Annotated in this window: 21 protein-coding genes; all 21 read left to right on the top strand. The window is 50.1% G+C overall.

Going from position 1 to position 22,104, the window contains the following annotated elements:
- Window positions 1-19: 19 nt before the first annotated feature.
- On the top strand, window positions 20-2,104 hold the full coding sequence (locus MKX70_RS19530; protein ID WP_340840527.1) for a chemotaxis protein CheA: 2,085 nt from the start codon (window positions 20-22) through the stop codon (window positions 2,102-2,104).
- Between the two features lie 27 nt (window positions 2,105-2,131).
- Window positions 2,132-2,593, top strand: coding sequence for a chemotaxis protein CheW (locus MKX70_RS19535; RefSeq protein WP_039295214.1), 462 nt, complete (start codon window positions 2,132-2,134; stop codon window positions 2,591-2,593).
- 36 nt (window positions 2,594-2,629) lie between these two features.
- Window positions 2,630-3,223 (top strand): chemotaxis protein CheC, encoded by a 594-nt coding sequence (locus MKX70_RS19540; protein WP_216626453.1) that lies wholly within the window; start codon window positions 2,630-2,632, stop codon window positions 3,221-3,223.
- Window positions 3,216-3,713 carry a chemotaxis protein CheD gene (locus MKX70_RS19545; protein ID WP_340785426.1) on the top strand — a complete coding sequence of 166 codons (498 nt, stop codon included), beginning with the start codon at window positions 3,216-3,218 and terminating at the stop codon, window positions 3,711-3,713. Before MKX70_RS19540 ends, MKX70_RS19545 begins: the two co-directional genes overlap by 8 nt.
- 2 nt (window positions 3,714-3,715) lie before the next feature.
- Window positions 3,716-4,132, top strand: a complete 417-nt coding sequence (locus tag MKX70_RS19550; RefSeq protein WP_042138137.1) for a hypothetical protein — start codon at window positions 3,716-3,718, stop codon at window positions 4,130-4,132.
- 77 nt (window positions 4,133-4,209) lie between these two features.
- Window positions 4,210-4,998 carry a FliA/WhiG family RNA polymerase sigma factor gene (locus tag MKX70_RS19555; RefSeq protein ID WP_042138136.1) on the top strand — a complete coding sequence of 263 codons (789 nt, stop codon included), beginning with the start codon at window positions 4,210-4,212 and terminating at the stop codon, window positions 4,996-4,998.
- A gap of 30 nt (window positions 4,999-5,028) precedes the next feature.
- Entirely contained in the window at window positions 5,029-6,432 is a 1,404-nt protein-coding gene (locus MKX70_RS19560; RefSeq protein ID WP_042237122.1) for a DUF342 domain-containing protein, read from the top strand.
- Window positions 6,433-6,494: 62 nt separating this feature from the next.
- Window positions 6,495-6,803: a hypothetical protein gene (locus MKX70_RS19565; protein ID WP_340840528.1), complete on the top strand. Its 309-nt coding sequence runs from the start codon at window positions 6,495-6,497 to the stop codon at window positions 6,801-6,803.
- Window positions 6,804-6,865: 62 nt separating this feature from the next.
- A complete protein-coding gene (locus MKX70_RS19570) occupies window positions 6,866-7,444 on the top strand; it encodes a hypothetical protein (RefSeq protein ID WP_340840529.1) in 579 nt (192 codons plus the stop codon).
- The gene (locus tag MKX70_RS19575; protein ID WP_340840530.1) at window positions 7,441-8,076 is read left to right on the top strand and encodes a hypothetical protein; all 636 of its coding nucleotides are present in this window, start codon (window positions 7,441-7,443) and stop codon (window positions 8,074-8,076) included. The genes MKX70_RS19570 and MKX70_RS19575 overlap by 4 nt, the downstream gene beginning before the upstream one ends.
- Before the next feature lie 196 nt (window positions 8,077-8,272).
- Entirely contained in the window at window positions 8,273-8,974 is a 702-nt protein-coding gene (rpsB, locus tag MKX70_RS19580; protein ID WP_036692565.1) for a 30S ribosomal protein S2, read from the top strand.
- Window positions 8,975-9,109: 135 nt separating this feature from the next.
- On the top strand, window positions 9,110-9,760 hold the full coding sequence (gene tsf, locus MKX70_RS19585) for a translation elongation factor Ts (protein WP_039295244.1): 651 nt from the start codon (window positions 9,110-9,112) through the stop codon (window positions 9,758-9,760).
- A gap of 107 nt (window positions 9,761-9,867) precedes the next feature.
- Window positions 9,868-10,596 (top strand): UMP kinase, encoded by a 729-nt coding sequence (pyrH, locus tag MKX70_RS19590; RefSeq protein ID WP_039295247.1) that lies wholly within the window; start codon window positions 9,868-9,870, stop codon window positions 10,594-10,596.
- Window positions 10,596-11,150, top strand: coding sequence for a ribosome recycling factor (gene frr / locus MKX70_RS19595; RefSeq protein ID WP_039295250.1), 555 nt, complete (start codon window positions 10,596-10,598; stop codon window positions 11,148-11,150). Before pyrH ends, frr begins: the two co-directional genes overlap by 1 nt.
- Before the next feature lie 78 nt (window positions 11,151-11,228).
- On the top strand, window positions 11,229-11,996 hold the full coding sequence (locus MKX70_RS19600) for an isoprenyl transferase (protein ID WP_039295253.1): 768 nt from the start codon (window positions 11,229-11,231) through the stop codon (window positions 11,994-11,996).
- 21 nt (window positions 11,997-12,017) lie between these two features.
- On the top strand, window positions 12,018-12,821 hold the full coding sequence (locus MKX70_RS19605) for a phosphatidate cytidylyltransferase (protein ID WP_340840531.1): 804 nt from the start codon (window positions 12,018-12,020) through the stop codon (window positions 12,819-12,821).
- A 22-nt stretch (window positions 12,822-12,843) separates the two neighbouring features.
- A complete protein-coding gene (locus tag MKX70_RS19610; RefSeq protein WP_340840532.1) occupies window positions 12,844-13,983 on the top strand; it encodes a 1-deoxy-D-xylulose-5-phosphate reductoisomerase in 1,140 nt (379 codons plus the stop codon).
- Between the two features lie 150 nt (window positions 13,984-14,133).
- Window positions 14,134-15,408: an RIP metalloprotease RseP gene (gene rseP / locus MKX70_RS19615; RefSeq protein ID WP_340840533.1), complete on the top strand. Its 1,275-nt coding sequence runs from the start codon at window positions 14,134-14,136 to the stop codon at window positions 15,406-15,408.
- A gap of 99 nt (window positions 15,409-15,507) precedes the next feature.
- Window positions 15,508-16,956, top strand: coding sequence for a proline--tRNA ligase (gene proS / locus MKX70_RS19620; RefSeq protein ID WP_340840534.1), 1,449 nt, complete (start codon window positions 15,508-15,510; stop codon window positions 16,954-16,956).
- A gap of 160 nt (window positions 16,957-17,116) precedes the next feature.
- On the top strand, window positions 17,117-21,442 hold the full coding sequence (locus MKX70_RS19625) for a PolC-type DNA polymerase III (protein WP_042237110.1): 4,326 nt from the start codon (window positions 17,117-17,119) through the stop codon (window positions 21,440-21,442).
- A gap of 180 nt (window positions 21,443-21,622) precedes the next feature.
- The gene (rimP, locus tag MKX70_RS19630) at window positions 21,623-22,090 is read left to right on the top strand and encodes a ribosome maturation factor RimP (RefSeq protein WP_036724721.1); all 468 of its coding nucleotides are present in this window, start codon (window positions 21,623-21,625) and stop codon (window positions 22,088-22,090) included.
- The last annotated feature ends 14 nt before the right edge of the window (window positions 22,091-22,104 follow it).

The following is a 22,104-nucleotide window of genomic DNA, read 5'->3' on the forward strand; positions in this document are numbered from 1 at the left end:
GAAGGGGAGGTGCTCGTTAGTGGACATGAACCAATATTTATCCATGTTTATTGATGAGTCAAATGATCATCTGCAGTCATTGAACGAAAGCATGATGGGGCTGGAAGCAAATCCTGAAGATCTGAGTATTGTCCAGGTGATTTTCCGCTCTGCCCATACCTTGAAAGGTATGGCGGCTACAATGGGTTTTGAGGATTTGGCTTCGCTTACGCACCAAATGGAGAATGTGCTTGATCTGGTGCGTAACAATAAACTTCGGATGCAGGATTTCATTTTTGACACCCTGTTCAAGAGTATTGATGCTCTGGAATCCATGGTGGAGGACATCACAGCCGGGGGAGAGGGGAAGGCTGATGTATCGGCAATTGTATCTTCCCTCCAGGCTATTGTCCGGGGAGAGGTTCCCGCTGCTGGTGGAGCTGCTGCAGAAGTTACTGCGGCTGCTGCTGGCAATGCCACGGATGCCCAGGTGTTTCTGGATGAATTCCAGTACTCTGTGCTGGAGCAGTCGCTGCAGGAAGGCCATCAAGTGCTGTATGTTGATGTTGCTATCCGCAAGGACTGTCAGCTTAAGGCAGTGCGTGCTTATATGGTCTTCGACCTTCTGGAGCGTTCAGGAGAAGTGGTTAAGTCCTTCCCTTCGGTTCAGGACATAGAGCAGGAGAAATTCGATTACGGATTCTCCCTCTACTACATAACCCAAAAGGATGCCAGTGAAATTCAGAAGATGATTCTGAATTTGTCGGAGATCGATACGGTTACAGCCGTAGCGCTTGATCAGGAATCCCTGCGTCAGATGGGACAGGAAAGTGTTGCAGCTACCGCAGAAGCGCCTGCCCCGGCTCCTGCGGCGGAGGCTGCTCCTGCTGCCTCTAACGCTTCACCGGCTGCTTCCGCACATGGCAAGGAAGAGAATAAGGCAGCACCGGCCAGAGCTGGCGGAGCGCCTTCTCCTTCGCGTACGATCCGTGTGGACATCGAGCGTCTGGATGTACTCATGAATCTGTTCAGTGAGCTGCTTATAGACCGCGTTCGTCTGGAACAGCTGGCTTCCGAAGTGCAGAACGGGGATCTTACCGAAACGGTTGAACATATGGGCCGGGTCAGCGGGGATCTGCAGAATATAGTGATGAAGCTGCGCATGGTACCGGTGGATACCGTATTTAACCGGTTCCCGCGGATGGTGCGCGATCTCGCTAAATCGCTTGACAAGAAAGTTGATCTGATCGTTACCGGTGCTGAAACAGAGCTGGACCGTACTGTAATTGACGAGATTGGTGATCCACTTGTGCATTTGCTGCGTAATGCAGTAGACCACGGTATTGAGTCCATAGCGGACCGTGTCGCTGCCGGCAAGCCGGAGACAGGGACCGTCCACCTCCGGGCTTTCCATAGCGGCAACCATGTCTTTATTGAGATTGAAGAGGATGGCAGAGGCATCTATCCGAAGAAGATTCTGGGGTCTGCTGTTAAGAAGGGCGCCATTACCCAGGAGCAGGCCAATGCAATGTCTGATGATGAAGCGTATCAGCTTCTGTTTGCTCCGGGCTTCAGTACAGCAGAGGTAATCTCTGATGTATCGGGCCGCGGGGTCGGTCTGGATGTAGTCAAAGCAAAGATCTCCTCACTGGGCGGCAACGTCACCATTTACTCTACACCGGGTAAAGGAACGAACTTCTCCGTTCAGCTTCCGCTGACACTGTCGATCATCGCAGCCATGCTGATTCGTCTGGGTTCAGAGAAATATGCAATTCCGCTCTCATCTATAGTAGAGACAGGTATTGTGAAACAGTCCCAGATCCGTACCATTCACGGCAACAAAATGCTGGAATTCCGGGGCAGCCACATTCCGCTCGTTTCACTGAGCAAGATCTTCTCTATTCCGGACTATGATGAAAGCACCGAAGAGGAAACAGAGATTGTGGTTGTACGTAAGGGAGAACGTCTGGTTGCCTTGGCGGTTCAAGACTTTATCGGGCAGAATGAGATTGTCATCAAGAATCTCGGCAAGTATCTGCCTGATGTTCAAGGGATTTCCGGAGCCACTATTCTTGGTGATGGACAAGTTGCACTTATTATTGATCCGAATGCTTTTATTAAATAATCAGGATAGAACAGGGAGGTTCATTCCATGGCTGAAGATATCAAAGTCATAGTTTTTAAGCTTGGCACTGAAGAATACGGCATTGAAGTGGAGAAAGTCCAGACTATCGAGCGTATGATGCCCATTACCCGCGTCCCCAAGACCTACTCGTTTATCAAAGGTGTAATCAATCTGCGCGGTGTAGTTATACCTGTAATTGATCTGCGCGGCCGTTTCAGTATTGAGGAAGCAGAGCATACGGACCAGACCCGGATCATTATTGTGAATGTGAATGAGATGGAAGTAGGCTTCATCGTCGATTCTGCGAATGATGTTATTGATCTCAACCGTGACATTATTGATACACCACCGGATGTTGTAGGTGGGATCAAAGCGAAGTATCTGGACGGGGTGGCCAAAATTGGAGAAGACCGTCTGCTGATTATGCTTAACTTGTCCGAAGTTCTGAACAAGGGCGAAATCGTGCAACTGGAAAGCCTGGAGGGCTAGCCAGTGGAGCTATTCAAAAACTTCAAGGACTTCAAAATGGATGTGCTGAAAGAAGTCGGGAATATTGGAGCCGGCAACGCCGCCACCGCGTTGTCACAGCTGCTTAATAAGCCGATTGATATGGCTGTACCTAAGGTACAGCTTCTCAGTTTTGAGGAGATTACCGATAAGGTCGGCGGAGCTGAAGAATTGGTGTATGCTGTTTTCCTCCGTGTAGAAGGTGAAGCTCCTGGCAATCTGTTCTTCATTCTCTCTCCGGAAGCAGCGACCAATCTGCTAAGCCGGATTGCCGGAATTGAGATCTCAGGCGGTGAAGAGCTCAGTGAAATGGAGTTATCCGCACTGAGCGAAATCGGCAATATCCTTGCCGGTTCCTACCTTTCATCATTGGCTGACTTCACCTCACTCTCCATGTATCCGACAGTACCAGCGCTTGCTATGGATATGGCCGGTGCGATTCTTGGATACGGGCTGCTGCAGTTCGGTCAGATGGGTGATGATGCGCTACTGATCGATACGACGTTCCTGGAAGGCCAAAATGAGATTGAAGGGCAATTTTTCCTTATTCCCGATCCCGAATCATTCCCCAAAATATTTAAGGCATTAGGAGTACCGTTTGATAATGATTGAAGAACAGAGCATTATTAAAGTAGGCATGGCGGATCTTAACATTGGCAGCCAGGACAGTCTTATCCGTACGACCGGTCTTGGTTCCTGTGTTGGCCTGACACTGTTTGATCCCGGCAAAAGACTTGCAGGTATGGCACATGTCATGCTGCCCTCGTCAGATATTGCCCGGGAAGGACAGATGAATATTGCCAAGTTTGCCGATACCGCTGTTCCTGAGCTTTTATCCCGCCTGCTGGCGCTAGGGGCGGTCCGGAGCCGGATTGTGGCCAAGATGGCCGGAGGCTCGCAGATGTTCGCATTTTCCGGGGGGAGTGACACCATGAGGATCGGGCCTCGTAATGTGGAATCCTGCAAACTAGCATTGGACGCATTGAACATTCCGCTGATCGCGGAGGACACGGGTGGCAATTATGGACGTACGATAGAGATCGCCTGCAATACCGGGGTGCTCTTTATCCGCAGCGTTCAAAAAGGCCCGAAGGAAATATAGCCATGAGCAAGAAAATATTATTAAGCACAGGCCTCGGGTTGATTGGATTTCTATTTACGTTTCTTACAAACTACGGACATAATTTAGTTGGAACCAGCCTGATCCGGGGAATATATGGATTTATTATCTGGTTTGTGCTTGCTTTCCTTCTAAGATGGGTATTGGGTGTTATTATTGGGAAATCCTCTGAATCTTCAGACCTTGAAGCCGGATTTGAAGATAACGGTGAGGCACTTGGTGCCAAGCTTGATATTCAGACGCCGGAAGAGGATCAGGAATTGAAGGACCTGCTGACACCGAAACCGGAAGCGGGAAGTGTGGACTTGAGTGGTTTCACACCTCTGCAGCCGCCAAAACTGGTCTCTATGAAAGATCCTGAAGAATTGGCCAAGGCCGTTCGTCACCTGAAAGAAGAATAAGCGAGTGCTGCGGCGAAAGTCCGTAATCTTGCGCCGCATGGTACCCGCTGACTAAACTTTGGGAAGGGTGAAAGCCGTTGAACGAGCATAAAGCTGCTCAGTCAGAAACAGATGGACTATGGGAACAATGGAAAGAGCAAGGTGATCCTGAGGCCAAAAAAAAGCTGATTGAGAGTTATCTCCATATTGTAGATTACGTATCAAGCCGTCTGGCAGTGGGATTACCCAAAAATGTATCCAAAGATGACTTGGCCAGCAATGGTGTGATGGGACTGATTGATGCCATCGAGAAATTCGACTACAAGCGGGGACTGCAATTTCAGACCTATGCTTCCTGGCGGGTGAGAGGAGCGATCCTTGACTCTCTGCGGCAAAGTGACTGGGTTCCCAGATCCGTGCGCGAAAAAGCGAAAAAAATCGAGGATGCCTACCAGCAGCTGGAACAGAAGTATTTGAGATCCGTTAGTGACGATGAAATGAGCCAGTATCTGAACATTACAGAAACGGAGTTTCAGACTATGCTGCAGGATGTTGCAGTCATGTCGCTCTGCTCATTAGAAGATCCTATTCGTGAAGAAGAATCAGAGACACGGATGTCTATTCTGGTGGATGATAAGGCTAAGAATCCGGACCGGAAAGTGAATGAGTTCTATCTACGTGATACGCTGACTAAAGGCATCGAGAAATTAACAGTGAAAGAACGGACCGTCGTGTCCCTTTTATATTATGAGGATTTATCTTTGAGCGAGATCGCTGAAGTGATGTCACTCTCTCCTTCACGGATCTCACAGCTTCATTCGAAGGCTATTTTGCGGCTAAGAGGAACACTTGAGAAGAACCGTGATCTTCTTATGCAAAATGATTAACCGGGCGCCGGTGATAAGGGGGAGCAGAATTTGATCGGTCAATATGTTTTGGGCCAATACCTAAGTATTACGTTTTCGGATGATAAAGGGATTGCTTACCTCCAGTTCATCAAGAAGGATGAGAATTTCTCCTGTACAATTGAGGATCTTGAAAGCTTCCTGGTCAGTCACAACATTCGATTTGGTATCCAGCGGGATATTGTTCAGCGGATCTGCAGCAACCCGGAAGAATATTTCTGGAACAGGGTGCCAATCGCAATCGGCCAGCCTGCTGTCAATGGCAAGGATGGACGGATGGTCCTGACCGTGGATCTGGAGGAAGACCGTAAGCCGTTGGAGAAAGAAGATGGCAAGGTTGACTACAAGGATCTGGTCCGGCTTCACAATGTGAGGAAGGGCCAGCTTATAGCCAGAATCGTTCCGGCAGAGAATGGTGTAAGCGGAAAGACAGTGACTGGGGAGGAGCTTCCGTATCGAGCAGGGAAGCAAGCCCATTTCAAGGTTGGCAAGAATGTACTGGTGGATCAGGAAGAGACCTCCATGTATTCGGCGATAGATGGATTGGTTACGCTGACAGACAAGGGCAAGATCAATGTATTCCCTGTATATGAGGTCAATGGTGATGTGGATTACAGTACAGGCAATATTGATTTTGTCGGCACGGTTGTCATACGCGGCAACGTACTTACCGGCTTTACTGTCAAATCAGCTGGAGATATCCGAGTGGTTGGGGGGGTGGAAGGTGCCGAGCTGATATCTGGCGGTTCCATCGAAATTACCGGCGGAATTATCGGCTATAATAAAGGTCTCGTAAACGCCGGAAAAAATGTCAAAGTCTCATTTATCCAGGATGGCAATGTGGTGGCCGGAGAAGACGTAATTGTCTCGCAAAGCATTATGCATTCCAACATCCGAGCAGGACGTGATGTGCTCTGCAACGGTGCCAAAGGTTTGATTGTAGGCGGGATAGTACAGGCAGGCGATAAAGTTGTTGCACGGACTATCGGAAATACGATGTCGACGGCTACAGCGGTTGAGGTGGGCGTTGTTCCCGAGCTGAGAAATGAGATTAATGAGCTTCGCCAGGAATTGCGTCAACTTCTTGAGAATGAAGACAAGACCAATAAGGCACTATACCTTCTCAATCAGTTGGCGAACAACGGTCAGCTTTCCCCAGATAAGGTGGCGCTCCGCGTGAAGCTCAATGCGACCAAGCAATCCCATATGCGTGATGAAAAGAGAATCAAAGAACGCGTACTCGAGATCGAGCGGATGCTTGAGGATACAGGCAGAGCACGGGTGGATGTTATCAAAACAATCTATGGTGGTTCAAAGATTGTTATTGGCAGGTATACCAGATTCGTTAAAGATCCTACAGAACGGGTATCCTTTGTTTACAGTGAAGGGGACATAACGATAACACCGTACATTTAAGCAGGCAGCGGGGGCGGCCTGCTATTCCTTGATTCTAAATGGACTATGGGAGATGAGATCGTATGAGTCTGAAACCGGTGGAACTGCAAATCGCCCTGCCTCGGACACATGATGCCGCTAAAGTTCAGAACAGCCAGCAGCAACGTCCGGCGCTTGACCAGCAGCAATTGGCAGGCCAGAACGTCAAGCATAGCCAGGAAATCGCCATGCGCTCCAGTGAGGTAGACGAATCTTCCGAATCAGCCCTCCGGGACGGGGGCAAGGAGAATCAGCCGGACAGCCACGCTAATCCGCGTCAGCCACGGAAGCCGGAGACTGTCCACGATGTCGAGCATCCCTATAAAGGACACCGGATAGATCTCAGTCTTTGAGTCCAGTTAAGCTATTGAAAGAGTAAGCATCAATGAATTGAATGTAAAAGGAGATTAGACACTTGGACCCATGGGTATATATCGTGCTGGTAGGCGCTGTAGCTATCGTTTATGCCCTGAAATTGCCGGCAAAGGCCAGCAAGGAAGACTCGGATGAGAAGAAGAGCCTTAAGGAGACGGAGGCCGCTCTGGAGTTATATATGGCAGATATCGAACATGAGAATACAGAACTGCTTCAACTAGTCGGCAGCATCAAAGCGCAGTCGCAGAGTAACAAAACAGCCCTGCAGGAAGAGATTGGCGCACTGCGTGAGCAGGTGACTGGGCTTAGTAAGAGCTTGTTGCTTCTGGATGCCCGGCTGACGGCTGAAGAAAAAGGTCTGCTTCAGCTGGCGACAACCTTCTCAAGGGAGCCTTCGGCTGCTCAGGCTGCGGAGAATGCTTTTGCAGCACCCGCTGCTGAAGCTGAAGCCCAGCCTGCTAGGCAAAAGCCGGTCAGCTCTATTAAGCTGAGGTATCCGCGATTGTTCGAACTGCATGAACAAGGCAAATCGATAGATTCTATCGCCAAGACTGCAGGTCTCCAGCGGGGCGAGGTCCAGCTGATTCTGCAGTTGGCCCATCAGGAGGAATCGGTATGATCAAGAACCGGTTCTTCATGCTCGGGTTAGGAGTCGGGCTGATTGCTGGCGCACTGCTGTTGCAGCTGATGATTGCTGGAAAGGCTGCTCCGCTCTCCAAAGAACAGCTGATCAAGGAAGCGGAGCGGCTGAATTTGACCGTGGTGGATCATGTGCAGTCCGCAGATGAAGGGGCGGTCAGCGGGGAAGAGGAAACACAGCAAGGCACTCCTCCGGGAAAGCCTGAGTCTTCCGAGGTACCCGCCGAGCAGGCGGCAACTGTTTCTCCGGCTCCTGCAGCCACACCTAAGGCCGCAGTGGAGCCGAGTGCAGCTGTGACTCCCGGCAAGCCGTCAGCGCCTGTACAGCCGGAGAGCAGCGCTGCAGACACGGGGATTGTAGCTCCAGCCAGTCCGGAAGCGCCTGCGGTTGCAGTGAACGGCGATATTTCTGTGCGGATTCCTACAGGAATTACACTCGCCCAAACTGCTGATGTGCTGGCCAATGCCGGAGTTATTCAAGATAAAGCGGAGTTTCTTAAGACGGCGAACAGCCGTAAAGTGAACAAGATTATCCAATACGGAAGCTACAGTTTTGCCAAGGGCGAGAGCATGGACTCTATTATTGATAAGCTGATTACTGTGAAGAAATAAGTGTTCTGGATAAGAAATTTATAAATTCACAGTAATCGTTGCATAGAATGTTTTAATATGGTATAGTAATTGACGGTGTTAAAACACACGCCGGTTGATTTCGACAAGAGGTGCTTTCTTCTGAAGAAAGTCTTGTAGAAAGATGACACGCGGCGGAGGAGACACACAATAAACCAAAATTAGGAGGTGTGTGAAGATGGCAGTAATTTCCATGAAGCAGCTTCTCGAAGCTGGGGTACACTTCGGTCATCAGACTCGTCGTTGGAATCCAAAGATGGATCGTTATATCTTCACTGAAAGAAACGGAATTTACATTATTGACTTGCAGAAAACAGTCAAAAAGGTAGAGGAAGCTTACAACTTTGTAAAGAGCGTCGCTGGCGACAACGGCACAATCCTATTCGTAGGAACAAAGAAACAAGCACAGGATTCCGTAAAAGAAGAAGCTGAACGTTCGGGTATGTTCTTCATTAACCAACGTTGGCTGGGTGGTACCCTGACTAACTTCCAGACTATTCAGAAGCGTATTGACCGTCTGAAGAAATTGGAAGCTTGGGAAGAAGACGGTACCTTCGCAGTATTGCCTAAGAAAGAAGTTATCCTTCTCCGCAAAGAGAAAGATCGTCTTGAGAAATTCCTGGGCGGTATCAAGAACATGAAAGGTCTTCCAAGCGCGCTGTTCATCATTGACCCGCGTAAAGAGCGTATTGCTGTAGCAGAAGCTCGCAAATTGGGTATTCCTATCGTAGCTATCGTTGATACTAACTGCGATCCGGACGAAATCGACTACGTAATTCCAGGCAATGACGACGCTATCCGCGCCGTGAAGCTCTTGACTGGTAAAATGGCTGACGCTGTTGTTGAAGCTCATCAGGGTGAAGACACAACTACTGCTTAAGTAGTATCCGGGACATAAACAAGAACTTAAATGAAAAGGGTGGTTGGCAGGTGGATAACCTCTCACTGCCCTTTTTTTAGGATAATGGGCCTTGAGCCCGCGTATGACAACGACAATTATCTGGAGGGAATAACAATGGCAGTAGATGCAAAGGCAGTAAAGGAACTTCGTGAAAGAACAGGAGCAGGAATGCTCGATTGTAAAAAGGCACTTGAAGAAGCAAACAATGATATCACTAAAGCAGCTGAATTGCTTCGTGAAAAAGGTTTGTCCGCAGCAGCTAACAAAGCTGGACGTATCGCTACTGAAGGTACAGTAGAATCTTACATCCACGCTGGCGGCCGTATCGGCGTTCTGGTAGAAATCAACTGCGAAACTGACTTCGTAGGTAAAACAGATTCCTTCAAAGATTTCGCGCGTGATATCGCAATGCAAATCGCAGCAGCGAACCCGCTGTATGTTCGCCGTGAAGAAGTACCGGCTGCAGATGTTGAGAAAGAAAAAGAAATTCTTAAGAACCAGGCGCTGAACGAAGGCAAGCCTGAAAAAATCGTTGAAAAAATGGTTGAGGGCCGCATCAGCAAGTTCTATGAAGAATATTGCCTGCTTGAACAGCCATTCGTTAAAGACCCAGACAAGACTATTTCCCAATTGCTGAACGAAAAAATCAGCACTATTGGCGAAAACATCTCCATCCGCCGTTTCGTTCGTTACGAGCTGGGTGAAGGTCTTGAGAAGAAAGTCGATAACTTTGTTGAAGAAGTAATGGCACAAGTGAACCAATAATAGCTGAGAAGCATTTTGTATTAAGAACTGAATAAAGGCAAGCATCAAAAGAGCGGAACACATATCACGTAGTGTTCCGTCTTTTGTAAGAAAGTGAGGGTATACAATTGGAACAGCCGGTATTTAAGAGAGTAGTCCTTAAGGTTAGCGGTGAATCACTTGCCGGACAGAATGGCTATGGCATCGATGCCGAAACGATCATCTCCATCGCGGAGCAGGTCAAGGAAGTCGTTGAGCTTGGAGTTCAGGTTGCCATTGTGTGCGGCGGGGGTAACATCTGGCGCGGAATCGCGGGAAGTGCAAGCGGCATTGACCGGGCGACAGCGGATTATATGGGGATGCTGGCAACAGTCATGAACTCGCTGGCACTGCAGGATGCCCTGGAGCAGATCGATGTCCCTACACGGGTTCAGACCTCTATTGCCATGCAGCAAATTGCTGAGCCTTATATCCGCCGCCGGGCAATCCGGCATCTGGAAAAGGGCCGTGTAGTTATTTTTGCCGCAGGAACGGGGAATCCGTTCTTCTCGACGGATACAACGGCAGCGCTCAGAGCGGCCGAAATTGAAGCCGAAGTGATTCTGATGGCGAAGAACAAAGTAGATGGTGTCTATTCCGCGGATCCGTTCAAGGACAGCACTGCCGTGAAATACGAGCAACTTACTTACATGGATATTCTGAACAAGAACCTTGGTGTTATGGATTCCACCGCTTCCTCTCTCTGCATGGATAATAATATACCGCTCATTGTGTTTGCTATTACAGAGCAAGGCAATATTAAACGTGTCGTTCTCGGCGAAAAGATCGGGACGATTGTTAAAGGGAGTGTAAATTAATGCCACAATCGGTGAAGAAAAATGCCGAAGAGCGTATGGAAAAAGCGATTTTGTCGCTAAAACGCGATTTGGCTACGCTGCGGGCAGGACGTGCTTCGACGTCACTGCTGGATCGCATTCAAGTGGAGTACTACGGTGCTCCGACTCCTCTTAATCAGCTGGCTAACATCAGCACACCGGATTCCCGGACACTGCTGATCCAGCCGTGGGACAAAACATCGATGTCTGACATCGAGCGGGCGATTATGAAGTCTGATATCGGGATTACGCCTGCCAATGACGGTACAATCATCCGTTTGTCCATTCCACCGCTTACTGAAGAACGCCGCGGCGAGCTTGTAAAGTTCACCAAGAAGTTCGGAGAAGAAGCAAAGGTAGCCATCCGTAACATCCGCCGCGATGCGAACGATGACATCAAGAAGATGGAGAAGAACGGCATTTCGGAAGACGAATCACATGGACATCAGGAAGATATCCAGAAATCAACGGATAAGTTCATAGCTGAAGTCGACAAAGTGCTCTTGTCCAAAGAAAAAGAGATTATGGAAGTATAATGAAATTCAAGAGACTTCAGGCCCCTCCGTCTATGGTGGGGTTTGTCTCTTTCTGATAAGAGCTTGGAGGAAACGGAAATGATCAAACGGATTCAAGAATGGCTGAGCCGTAAAGACAGGCAGGAGCCAGTCGAGATTTCACCGGATAATATTCCCCGGCATGTAGCTGTAATTATGGATGGCAACGGACGCTGGGCGAAACGGCGCGGCTTGCCCCGTATTGTGGGCCATCAGAACGGGATGAAGGCGGTCAAACGTGCGACAATCGCGGCGAATGACCTGGGAGTAGAGTTCTTGACCATGTACGCTTTCTCCACGGAGAACTGGAAGCGGCCGAAGGATGAGGTTGATTTCCTGATGCGCTTGCCTGTGGAATTTCTGGCCATTGAACTGGATGAACTGATTGAGAAGAATGTACAGGTACGTGTAATGGGGGATACCGAGGCTTTGCCTTCCCATACCCGCAGGGCTATGGAAGAAGCGGTTGCCCGGACCGAAGGGAATACCGGACTTATACTTAATTTTGCGCTGAACTACGGTGGCCGTAAAGAGATTGAAGACTGTATGCGCGGCTTGGGCAAGGATATCCAGGCAGGTATTCTGACACCTGATGAGATTACTTCAGCACTGATTGACAGCAGGCTCTTATCCGGCGGACTGCCTGACCCTGATCTGCTGATCCGTACGAGCGGCGAAATGCGCCTCAGTAACTTTATGCTCTGGCAGATTGCCTACAGTGAATTATGGTTTACAGATGTGTACTGGCCGGAGTTTGACAAGACGCATCTGATGCAGGCTGTGGCGGAATATCAGCGCCGCACACGCCGTTATGGTGGATTGAAGTAGCCTGATGGGAGATGGGAATCTTTGAAGCAGCGAGTGATTACCGGAATTGTTGCAGGAGCCTTGTTTTTGGGCTTGTGCTTTTTGGGAGGCTGGCCGTATCAGCTGTTGCTGACTGCCATGGCCCTCATCGGCTATTATGAATTTGTAAAAATGACAGGTACAGCAACCTTCGGAGGGACTGCTGTACTTGGTTATGCGTCCGTAGTATGCTTCATGATCCCCTGGAATCTGCTGGGGACTTCCGAGTTATTATCGTGGGAGCAGGGAATCTGGCTGCTCATGCTGTTATTCCTGCTGGTTACAGTCTTCAGCAAGAACAAGCTGGATATTAAGATCACCGCTTTGATGTTCACCGGCATTGTATACATAGGGATGGGCTTCTCTTATATGGCTATCGCCCGCGGTGCGGGAGATGGACATGGGCTCCTCTGGACATTTCTGCTGCTGTGCTGCATCTGGGGAAGTGATGCCGGAGCGTATTTTGTCGGCCGAAGCTTCGGACGCAATAAGCTCTGGCCGGCGATCAGTCCTAACAAAACTATCGAAGGTGCCCTTGGCGGAGTATTAATCTCTGCCGTGATATCTATTGTTTTTGCCCTATTGGTTCCTGATCTGCTGACCATCGGACGCGCACTGCTTATCGGGGTTTCCTGCGCCGTTCTGGGTCAGCTCGGAGATCTTGTACAGTCTGCTTATAAACGGGTGTACGGTATTAAGGATTCAGGCTCGTTGCTGCCTGGTCATGGAGGCATCCTGGACCGCTGTGACAGCTGGATTATCGTATTTCCTTTCGTACATATCGTAATGCAGATGCCTTACTATTAACGACAGGAAGAAGGTTTCAACTGTGAAAAGAATCAGTATTCTCGGCTCTACGGGTTCAATCGGCACCCAGACACTCGATGTCGTAGCCATGCATCCGGAAGCCTTTGTGGTGGACGGGCTGGCAGCGGGATCGAATACCCGGCTGCTGCTGGAGCAGGTGGGCCGCTTCCATCCGCGCCGCGTTTCTGTGTCTACACCGGAGCTTGCTGCAGAGATCAGATCCAGTCTGCCTGCCGGCGTAGAGCTCTACAGCGGACATGAAGGTCTGGTGGAGATTGCCGCTGGCGGTGACGCAGAGACTGTTGTGACTGCCCTTGTGGGCAGCGTGGGTCTGCAGTCTACAATGGCGGCGATTGAAGCCGGCAGACATATAGGACTGGCCAACAAGGAAACGCTGGTTACCGCCGGACACCTGGTTACAGAGCTGGCGGGCCGCAAAGGTGTTAAGCTCCTGCCGATTGACAGCGAGCATTCGGCTATTTTTCAATGCTTAAATGGCGAGAACCGCGAAGATGTTGCTTCGATTACCATCACAGCATCCGGAGGATCTTTCCGTGATTATACGCGATCACAGCTTAAGAATGTTACTGTTGAGGATGCACTGCGCCACCCGAATTGGAGCATGGGGGCCAAGATTACAATTGATTCGGCAACTATGGTTAACAAAGGGCTGGAAGTAATCGAAGCGCATCATCTGTTTGCCCTCCCGTATGGACAGATTAATGTGCTGCTGCATCCGGAGAGCATTATTCACTCCTATGTGGAATTCCGTGACAGCAGTATCATTGCGCAGCTGGGAACGCCCGATATGCGGGTTCCAATTCAATATGCGCTCACCTATCCGGACCGCTGGCAGTCGCCTGCTGAGCGGCTGTCGCTGGCCAAAGTAGCCAGTCTCACTTTCCGTGAGATGGACTATGAGCGCTTCCCGGCCCTGAAGCTGGCTATCGACTGCGGCACCATGGGGGGGACGGCTACAACCGCCTTCAATGCAGCGAATGAGATTGCCGTTGCCCGTTTCCTGCGCGGCGAGATTCCGTTCCTGCGGATTGACGAGATTATTGATGAAGTCCTTCAGCGCCATGAGAATGCGGCTCATCCGAATCTGGAGCAGATTCAGCACTGTGATACGGTGACCCGGGAACTTGCGGCTGTGCTGTAAGCGGACAGTGCGCATTTTGTTTTCCGGAAATATTTGTTATGCCCTGAAAAATAGGGGTGGACTGTTGATTCTCTTGTGCCTTACCTTGGAATAATGATAAATTAAGAGGACATACTTCGGTCTTACACCTAAAGGGGGGAATGTTTCGCAATGGAGATGGTAAGAGTCGTTTTTTTGACGGTATTTATGTTCTTTGTTCTGGTGACCGTCCATGAATGGGGACATTATTATTTTGCCAAACGCGCCGGAATTCTTGTGAGGGAATTTGCTATCGGTTTCGGTCCGAAACTGTTTTCTTATAAACGTAATGAAACCCAGTTCACGCTTCGCCTGCTGCCGTTTGGGGGATATGCCCGAATGGCCGGAGAGGATCCGGAATTGATTGAGATCGGTCCCGGACAGACCATTGCGGTCAGACTGGGCCAGGATAATAAGGTGAAGAATATTTACCTGGATTCGCTGGATACACGCAGAAATGTTATCCGCGGTGAAGCGCAATTCACGGATCTTGAGAATGAGCTGAAAATCCGTCTGGATGTGGATGGTGAAGTAACCACATACGACGTACATCCGCAGGCGATGATGTTTAAGGGAAGCCAGCAGACGCAGATCGCGCCCAAAGACCGCCAGTTCGGCAGCAAAAGCGTAGGCCAGCGCGCGGTGGCGATCTTGGCCGGTCCGGTGATGAACTTCATTCTGGCTTTTGTGCTGTTCGCGCTTCATCTGCAAATGGCCGGTATCCAGGTGGAGAATCCGACCTATGTGAAGATCGGCGATGTAAGCGAAGGAATGCCAGCCCAGGAAGCCGGTCTGCAGAAGGGCGACATAGTTGTAGCCGTTAACGGCGAAACTATCGGTGGAGATTACCAGAAGATGATCTCGCTCACTTCCGCGTCCAAGGGCAAAGAGATGAAATGGACACTGCAGCGCGGCGATGAAACCCTTAATGTAGCTATGATTCCCCGCAGTATGGAAGGGGAGGAAGGCGGTAAAGTCGGGATCACTCCGGAGCTTCCTACACGCAAGGCCGGGGTTGGTGAGACTATCACCAAATCAGGCACTGCCATGGTGGATACCACGAAGCTGATCTTCATCGGCTTCAAGCAGCTGATCAACAAATTCAATATGGACGATATCTCGGGACCCGTGGGAACCTTCCAGCTGACCGGGCAGATTGCCCAGCAGGGGATTCAGTATTTGACTTATTGGGCGGCTATACTCAGCCTGTATCTCGGAATCTTCAACCTGCTGCCGATTCCTGCACTTGACGGAAGCCGGCTCGTGTTTCTCGGTGTGGAGGCGCTGCGCGGTAAGCCGGTGGACCCGAACCGCGAAGGCATGGTCCATTTTGTAGGCTTTGCACTGCTGTTCCTGGTGATGATTGCTGTGACTTATAATGATATATTACGCCTCATAAGCGGCTGATTGGTTCACATTACATTCTTTTGGGGTCTCCGCAAAGTGCTTGAGAGCTTCGCTTGTTAACCGGCGCTTTGCGGGGCGAATTTAGGAGGATCTCTTTACATGGCAAAAGACAAGCAGTTCGTTACGGAAATCACGCCGCAGGGCGAAGATTTCTCACGCTGGTATATTGATGTGATCAAAAAAGCGGACCTGATGGATTATTCTCCGGTCCGCGGCTGTATTGTGTTCAAACCGGACGGCTACGAGATCTGGGAACATATCCAGGAGGAGATGAACCGCCGCCTCAAGGAAACCGGACACCGCAATGCCTACTTCCCGCTGTTTATTCCGGAGAGCTTTTTCCAGAAGGAGAAAGAACATGTTGAAGGCTTCAATCCGGAGCTGCCTTGGGTGACTGAAGCTGGCGGCGATGTGCTGGAAGAACGTCTGGCAATCCGCCCAACTTCCGAGACCATGTTCGGCCATATGTATTCCAAATGGATTCAGTCCTACCGTGACCTTCCGGTGCTGATCAACCAATGGGCTAACGTAGTCCGGTGGGAAAAGCGCACACTGCCATTCATCCGCACTACGGAATTCCTCTGGCAGGAAGGCCATACCGCTCATGAGAATGAGACGGAAGCGCGTGAAGAAACGATGAAGATGCTGCATAACTACCGTGATTTCGTAGAGACTTTTCTGGCGATTCCGGTGGTTACCGGACAGAAGACACCATCCGAGCGATTCGCCGGTGCGGTGGACACGTATTCCATTGAAGCAATGATGAAAGATGGACGGGCTGTGCAGGCGGCTACCTCTCATTATCTGGGTACCAAGTTCGCAGTGGCTTTTGATATCCAATACTTAAGCCGTGATAATGTACTTGAATATGCACATACAACCTCATGGGGCTCTACCACACGTCTAATCGGCTCACTGATCATGGTGCATGGGGATGACCGCGGGCTGGCTTTGCCGCCGAAGGTAGCGCCTACTCAGGTCATTATGATTCCGATCGGGCCGCCTAAGACCCGTGAAGCAGTGATCGGGCGCACAGATGAGCTGTTCAAAGAGCTGAAGAGTGCCGGAATCCGCGTACGTGTAGACGACCGCGCAGATGTTACACCGGGCTGGAAGTTCAATGAATACGAAATGCGCGGTGTACCGGTACGTCTGGAGCTTGGACCGCGTGATATGGAGAACGGAGTCTGCGTAATCGTATCCCGGATCAGCGGGGAGAAGAAGATTATCCAGCAGGAGAATCTGGTTGAAGAAGTGAAGGCTATGCTGGAGCAGGTTCACCAGGAAATGTTCGAGCGGGCTCTGAAGTTCCGTGAGGATCATTTCTATTCTGTAGATACCTTAGAGCAAATGAAGGATTCCATGGAAGAGAAGCGCGGCTTTGCACTTGCAGGCTGGTGCGGCTCGGAGGAATGTGAATCCAAGGTGAAGGAAGAAACAGGCGCAGGCAGCCGTAATATTCCGTTCAATCCGTCAGAAACGAAAGAGACTTGTATTTGCTGCGGTGAGCCGGCCCTGCATACAGTTGTATTCGCCAAAGCGTATTAAGCGGCAACTTCAATTTTTATTTGATCCTTTATATTAGCTTCTGGCGAGAGGAGTCGGCGGGCCGCAATTACCCAATGCTTTTTGAACCGGAAGCTTTTCTTACTATACTAGAATTATAGTATAGGTATAGCTAATTATTGCCGAGTTAGGTGGGGAAACCATGGAGCTAAGCGTGGAGAGAAGAAAAAGGTTCGAGCTGTTAATGAAGCAGGGGGAAATTCCTCCGGCCATCATTGATCCCTACTTTTTGGACGGGCAGATCGAGCGTGTGGAAATCAGCCGCGGCAACCGTGACTGGCATATTGTAATTGCGAAAGACAGCCTGGTTCCGGCCCAGACCTACCGGACCTTTGTCCTTAGAATGCGTGAGAAGCTGCAGCATATTGCAAAAGTCAGCTTCTTGTTCCTATATGATGATTCAATCAGCAGAGCGGATATTGTACAGGAGTATTGGGGAATGTTCCTCGAGTGGGTCCAGCGTGAGATTCCATCTGTTAACGGATGGCTGACGCGCTCCAGTCAGGACCTGCAGGACGGCACGCTTTTGCTTAGCCTGAGCGATTCCATGTCTCTTGAGCTGGCCCGTAAAAAGGGCATCGAAGCAGCCATTATTAAATATTATGATAAATATTTCGGACTTACCCTTAAGGTGAAGCTGCAGATTGCCGAGAATGAGAGCAAAGCGGATGCCTACGAGGAATTCCAGCAGAAGCTCCAACAGGAGCAGCGTGAACTGGTAGAGATGATGATGATGGCCAGTGAACCGGACGAGCCTGAGGAACCCGGTGATCCGAATGAGGTGATTAAGCTTCAGATCGGGTATGAGATCAAAGAACAGGCCGTATCCATTCTGGACATACAGGATGAAGAGAAGAAGATCACGATTCAAGGCACGATATTTGGACTCGACACCAAAGAGCTGCGTAACGGCAACACACTGTATACCTTCTGCATCACCGACTTCACCGACTCTCTGCAGATGAAGATGTTTGCGAAGACTAAGGAAGATCTGAAAGTGATGGGGCAGCTTGCTAACGGTAAATGGGTGCGGGCACGCGGCAAAGTTGAATATGACCGTTTCATGCAAATTCCAGAACTGGTGATGATCCCGTCGGATTTGTCGGAAGTTTCAGCACCGCCGGCGCGTAAGGACAATGCCAAGCAGAAGAGGGTTGAATTCCATCTGCATACTACAATGAGCACGATGGATGCAGTGGCAACCATCACCGATTATGTCAAAACCGCTGCGAAATGGGGACACCCGGCACTGGCTGTTACGGATCACGGTAATGTCCAGAGCTTCCCGGATGCGAACCATGCTGCACATAAGCATAAGCTCAAAATGCTCTATGGTGTGGAGGCCAACGTTGTAAATGACGCAGTAAACATCGTGGAGAATGCACAGCCCCTGGAGCTCAAAACAGCAACCTATGTCGTATTTGACATCGAAACCACCGGTCTGTCGATCACGCGCAACAATATTACAGAGCTTGCAGCAATTAAAATGTGCGAAGGCAAAGAGCTGGACCGTTATACCACCTTTGTTAATCCGCATGAAAAGATTCCTTATCATATCCAGCAGCTGACCAACATTACCGATGAAATGGTCAAAGACGCTCCTGATCTGGAACCTGTACTCAAAGAGTTCGCCCAGTTTATCGGCGACAGCATTCTGGTAGCCCACAATGCACGGTTTGATATGGGGTTCATTCAGGCTTCCCTGAAGAAGCTGGGCCAGCCGCAGCTGCCGAATCCTTCACTGGATACGCTGGAGCTTGCGCGTTTGCTCTTCCCGACCATGAAGAACCACCGGCTCAATACACTCGCTGACAAGTACAAAGTGCTGCTGGAGAGCCATCACCGGGCGGTGGACGATACGATTGCCCTGGGCGGAATCCTCAATGGATTGCTCGCGGATGCGGAAAAGATGAAAGGGTTGACCCGGCTTGACCGGCTGAATGATTATGTAGGCAATGACCTCTCGAATGTACGGCCGTTTCACTGCGGTATTTATGCACTGAATCCGACCGGCAAAAAGAACCTCTATAAGCTGATCTCCATGTCACATACGGAATATTATAAACGGGTACCCTGTATCCCCAAATCGAAGCTTGAGGAACACCGGGACGGGCTGATTGTCATCTCCGGCTGTGAGCGCGGCGAGTTCTTTGAAGCGGTGCTGAACAAGACAGTGGAGGAGGCCATAGAGGTGGCCCAGTTCTATGATGTTCTGGAGATTCAGCCGTTGACCATGTACATGCATCTGGTGGATAAAGGTTTCGTGGCCAGTGCCGAGGATTTACGCGGTGTTGTGCGCAAGATATGCGAAATCGGCGACCAGATGAACAAGCCGGTCATTGCTACCGGCAATGTGCATTACCTGGAGCCGCGTGACAAGCTGTTCCGTGATATTACAATTCATGGGATTACCGGCTTCAGTCCGCTTAAAGACCAGCGTAAACCAGATGCCCATTTCAGGACCACCGAGGAAATGCTTACGGAATTTGAGTTCCTGGGCCCGGAAAAAGCGATGGAGGTGGTGGTCACCAATACCGTGGAGCTGGCCGAACGTTTCGAGGAATATGATCTATTCCCGAGCGAGCTGTTCACCCCAATTATTGAAGGAGCGGATGATGAGATCCGCAATACCTGCTATGAGACAGCCAAATCAATTTACGGCGAGGAATTGCCGGAGGTTGTAGTAGCCCGGCTGGAGAAGGAGCTTGCGCCGATTATTAAATACGGCTTCTCTGCCAACTATCTGATCTCGGAACGGCTCGTTAAAAAGTCGAACCAGGATGGATATCTCGTCGGCTCGCGTGGATCGGTAGGATCATCTGTTGTTGCAACGTTCCTTGGTATTTCTGAGGTTAATCCGCTGCCGGCCCACTATATCTGCACGAATTCGGAATGCAGGTATAGTGAATGGTTCCTGGACGGCAGTGTACCGAGCGGTTTCGACCTGCCGGACAAGGCCTGTCCGGACTGCGGCGGGAATCTGAAGGGGGAAGGCCAGGATATCCCGTTTGAGACGTTCCTGGGCTTCAAGGGGGATAAGGTTCCCGATATCGACCTTAACTTCTCGGGGGAGTATCAGCCGAATGCCCACAATTTTACCAAAACGATGTTTGGACCTGATAATGTATTCCGGGCAGGCACCATCGGTACCGTAGCTGAGAAGACCGCCTTCGGGTTCACAAAGAAATATGAAGAGCATCACCAGAAACGCTGGCGCGGAGCCGAAATAGGCCGTCTGGCGGCCGGCTGCACGGGTGTGAAGCGCAGTACGGGGCAGCATCCCGGCGGTATCGTTGTTTTGCCGGATTATATGGAGATCGAAGACATTACCCCGGTGCAGTTCCCGGCAGATGATGTTACGGCAGAGTGGAAAACAACCCATTTTGACTATCATGCCTTCGATGCCAACCTGCTGAAGCTCGATATCCTGGGCCATGATGATCCGACCATGATGCGCATGCTGCAGGATCTGACCGGCGTAGACCCGACCACCATTCCAATGAATGATCCAAAGGTAATGAGCATGTTCAACTCCACAGATGCGCTCGGGGTAAGACCGGATCAGATCCGTACCCCTGTAGCCACCTACGGAGTGCCGGAGATGGGGACGAAGTTTGTCCGCCAGATGCTCGTGGAAGCCAAGCCTTCCAGCTTTGCCGACTTGCTGCAGATTTCAGGCTTGTCCCACGGGACCGGCGTGTGGCTGGGGAATGCCCAGGAGCTCATCAAGAATAATACCTGCAACATCAAGACGGTTATCGGCTGCCGTGATGATATCATGCTCTACCTGATTTATAAGGCCGATATGGATGCCAGCCTGGCCTTCAAAATTACGGAAAGTGTGCGTAAAGGGAAGGGGCTTCCTCCCGAGTGGATCGAAGAGATGAAGAAATGCAAGGTGCCGCAGTGGTACATTGATTCCTGTCTCAAAATCCAGTACATGTTCCCGAAGGCGCATGCGGCAGCGTATGTCATCTCTGCAGTGCGGACCGCCTTCTTCAAGCTGTATTATCCGATTGAATATTATGCGACTTACTTCTCTGTCCGTGCCGCTGATTTTGATATTGAACTCTGCTGTAAGGGTTATGAGGCCATTGGTCGCCAGATTGTAGAGATCGAGCAAAAAGGCTTCCAGGCGTTGCCGAAGGAAAAAGCGATGCTTCCGGTACTGGAAATGGCACTGGAGATGACTGCCCGCGGCTTCACCTTCAAAAATATCGATCTGTACCGTTCCGATGCCACCAAATTCACGGTTGACGGCACCAGCCTGATTCCGCCGTTCTCTTCGCTTGCGGGTATTGGTGATAATGCCGCGATCAATATTGCGGCTGCCAAGGATGCCGGAGAATTCCTCTCCATTGAGGACTTCCAGCAGAAATCCAAAGCCAGTAAAACGGTAATTGAGCTGCTGAATGGAATGGGCTGCTTCCGCGGTCTGCCTGAGAGCAACCAGCTGTCATTATTCTAAATTCCGCTGCAAATCATGCTTTGAAATAAGGGAGTCAAGGGCTGGTACTTGTCAGTGCAGACTCACTATGGTATAATTTTTTTGGTAATAATGAGATAAGTCCGTTGTGTAAAGAGTGGGGAAACCCACTCTTTATCTTTGGTATATAGCAAAAGACAAGTTCGTGGAGGTAATCTTCTTTTGAGCACACCCAAATCCAAAATTAAACAGACGGTAGAGCAGCTGCTCGGGTCCTATCTCGAGGACAATGGTTTCGAACTGGTGGACGTTGAATACGTGAAAGAAGGCTCCAATTGGTTCCTGCGCGTATTCGTAGATAAAGAAGGCGGCATTGATATCGATGACTGCGGTACCATCAGCGAATACATCAGCCAGAAGCTGGATGAGAATGATCCGTTTTCCGAAGCTTATTTCCTTGAGGTTTCCTCGCCCGGAGCTGAACGTCCGCTCAAGAAAGCGGCGGATGTTGCCAAAGCGGTTGGCAAGGATGTATATGTAACGGTGTATGAGCCGATTCAAGGACTCAAAGAATTCGAAGGTCGTTTGCTCTCGTTCGAGAACGAGGAACTGCTCATCTCCGCGGGCAAAAAAGAACATGTAGTACCGTACGCCAAGGTCGCCAGTGCGAGATTGGCCATTATTTTTTAACGTCTTGAAAGGGG

The sequence above is a fragment of the Paenibacillus sp. FSL R7-0312 genome (assembly GCF_038004445.1).
Taxonomy (GTDB): Bacteria; Bacillota; Bacilli; order Paenibacillales; family Paenibacillaceae; genus Paenibacillus_AQ.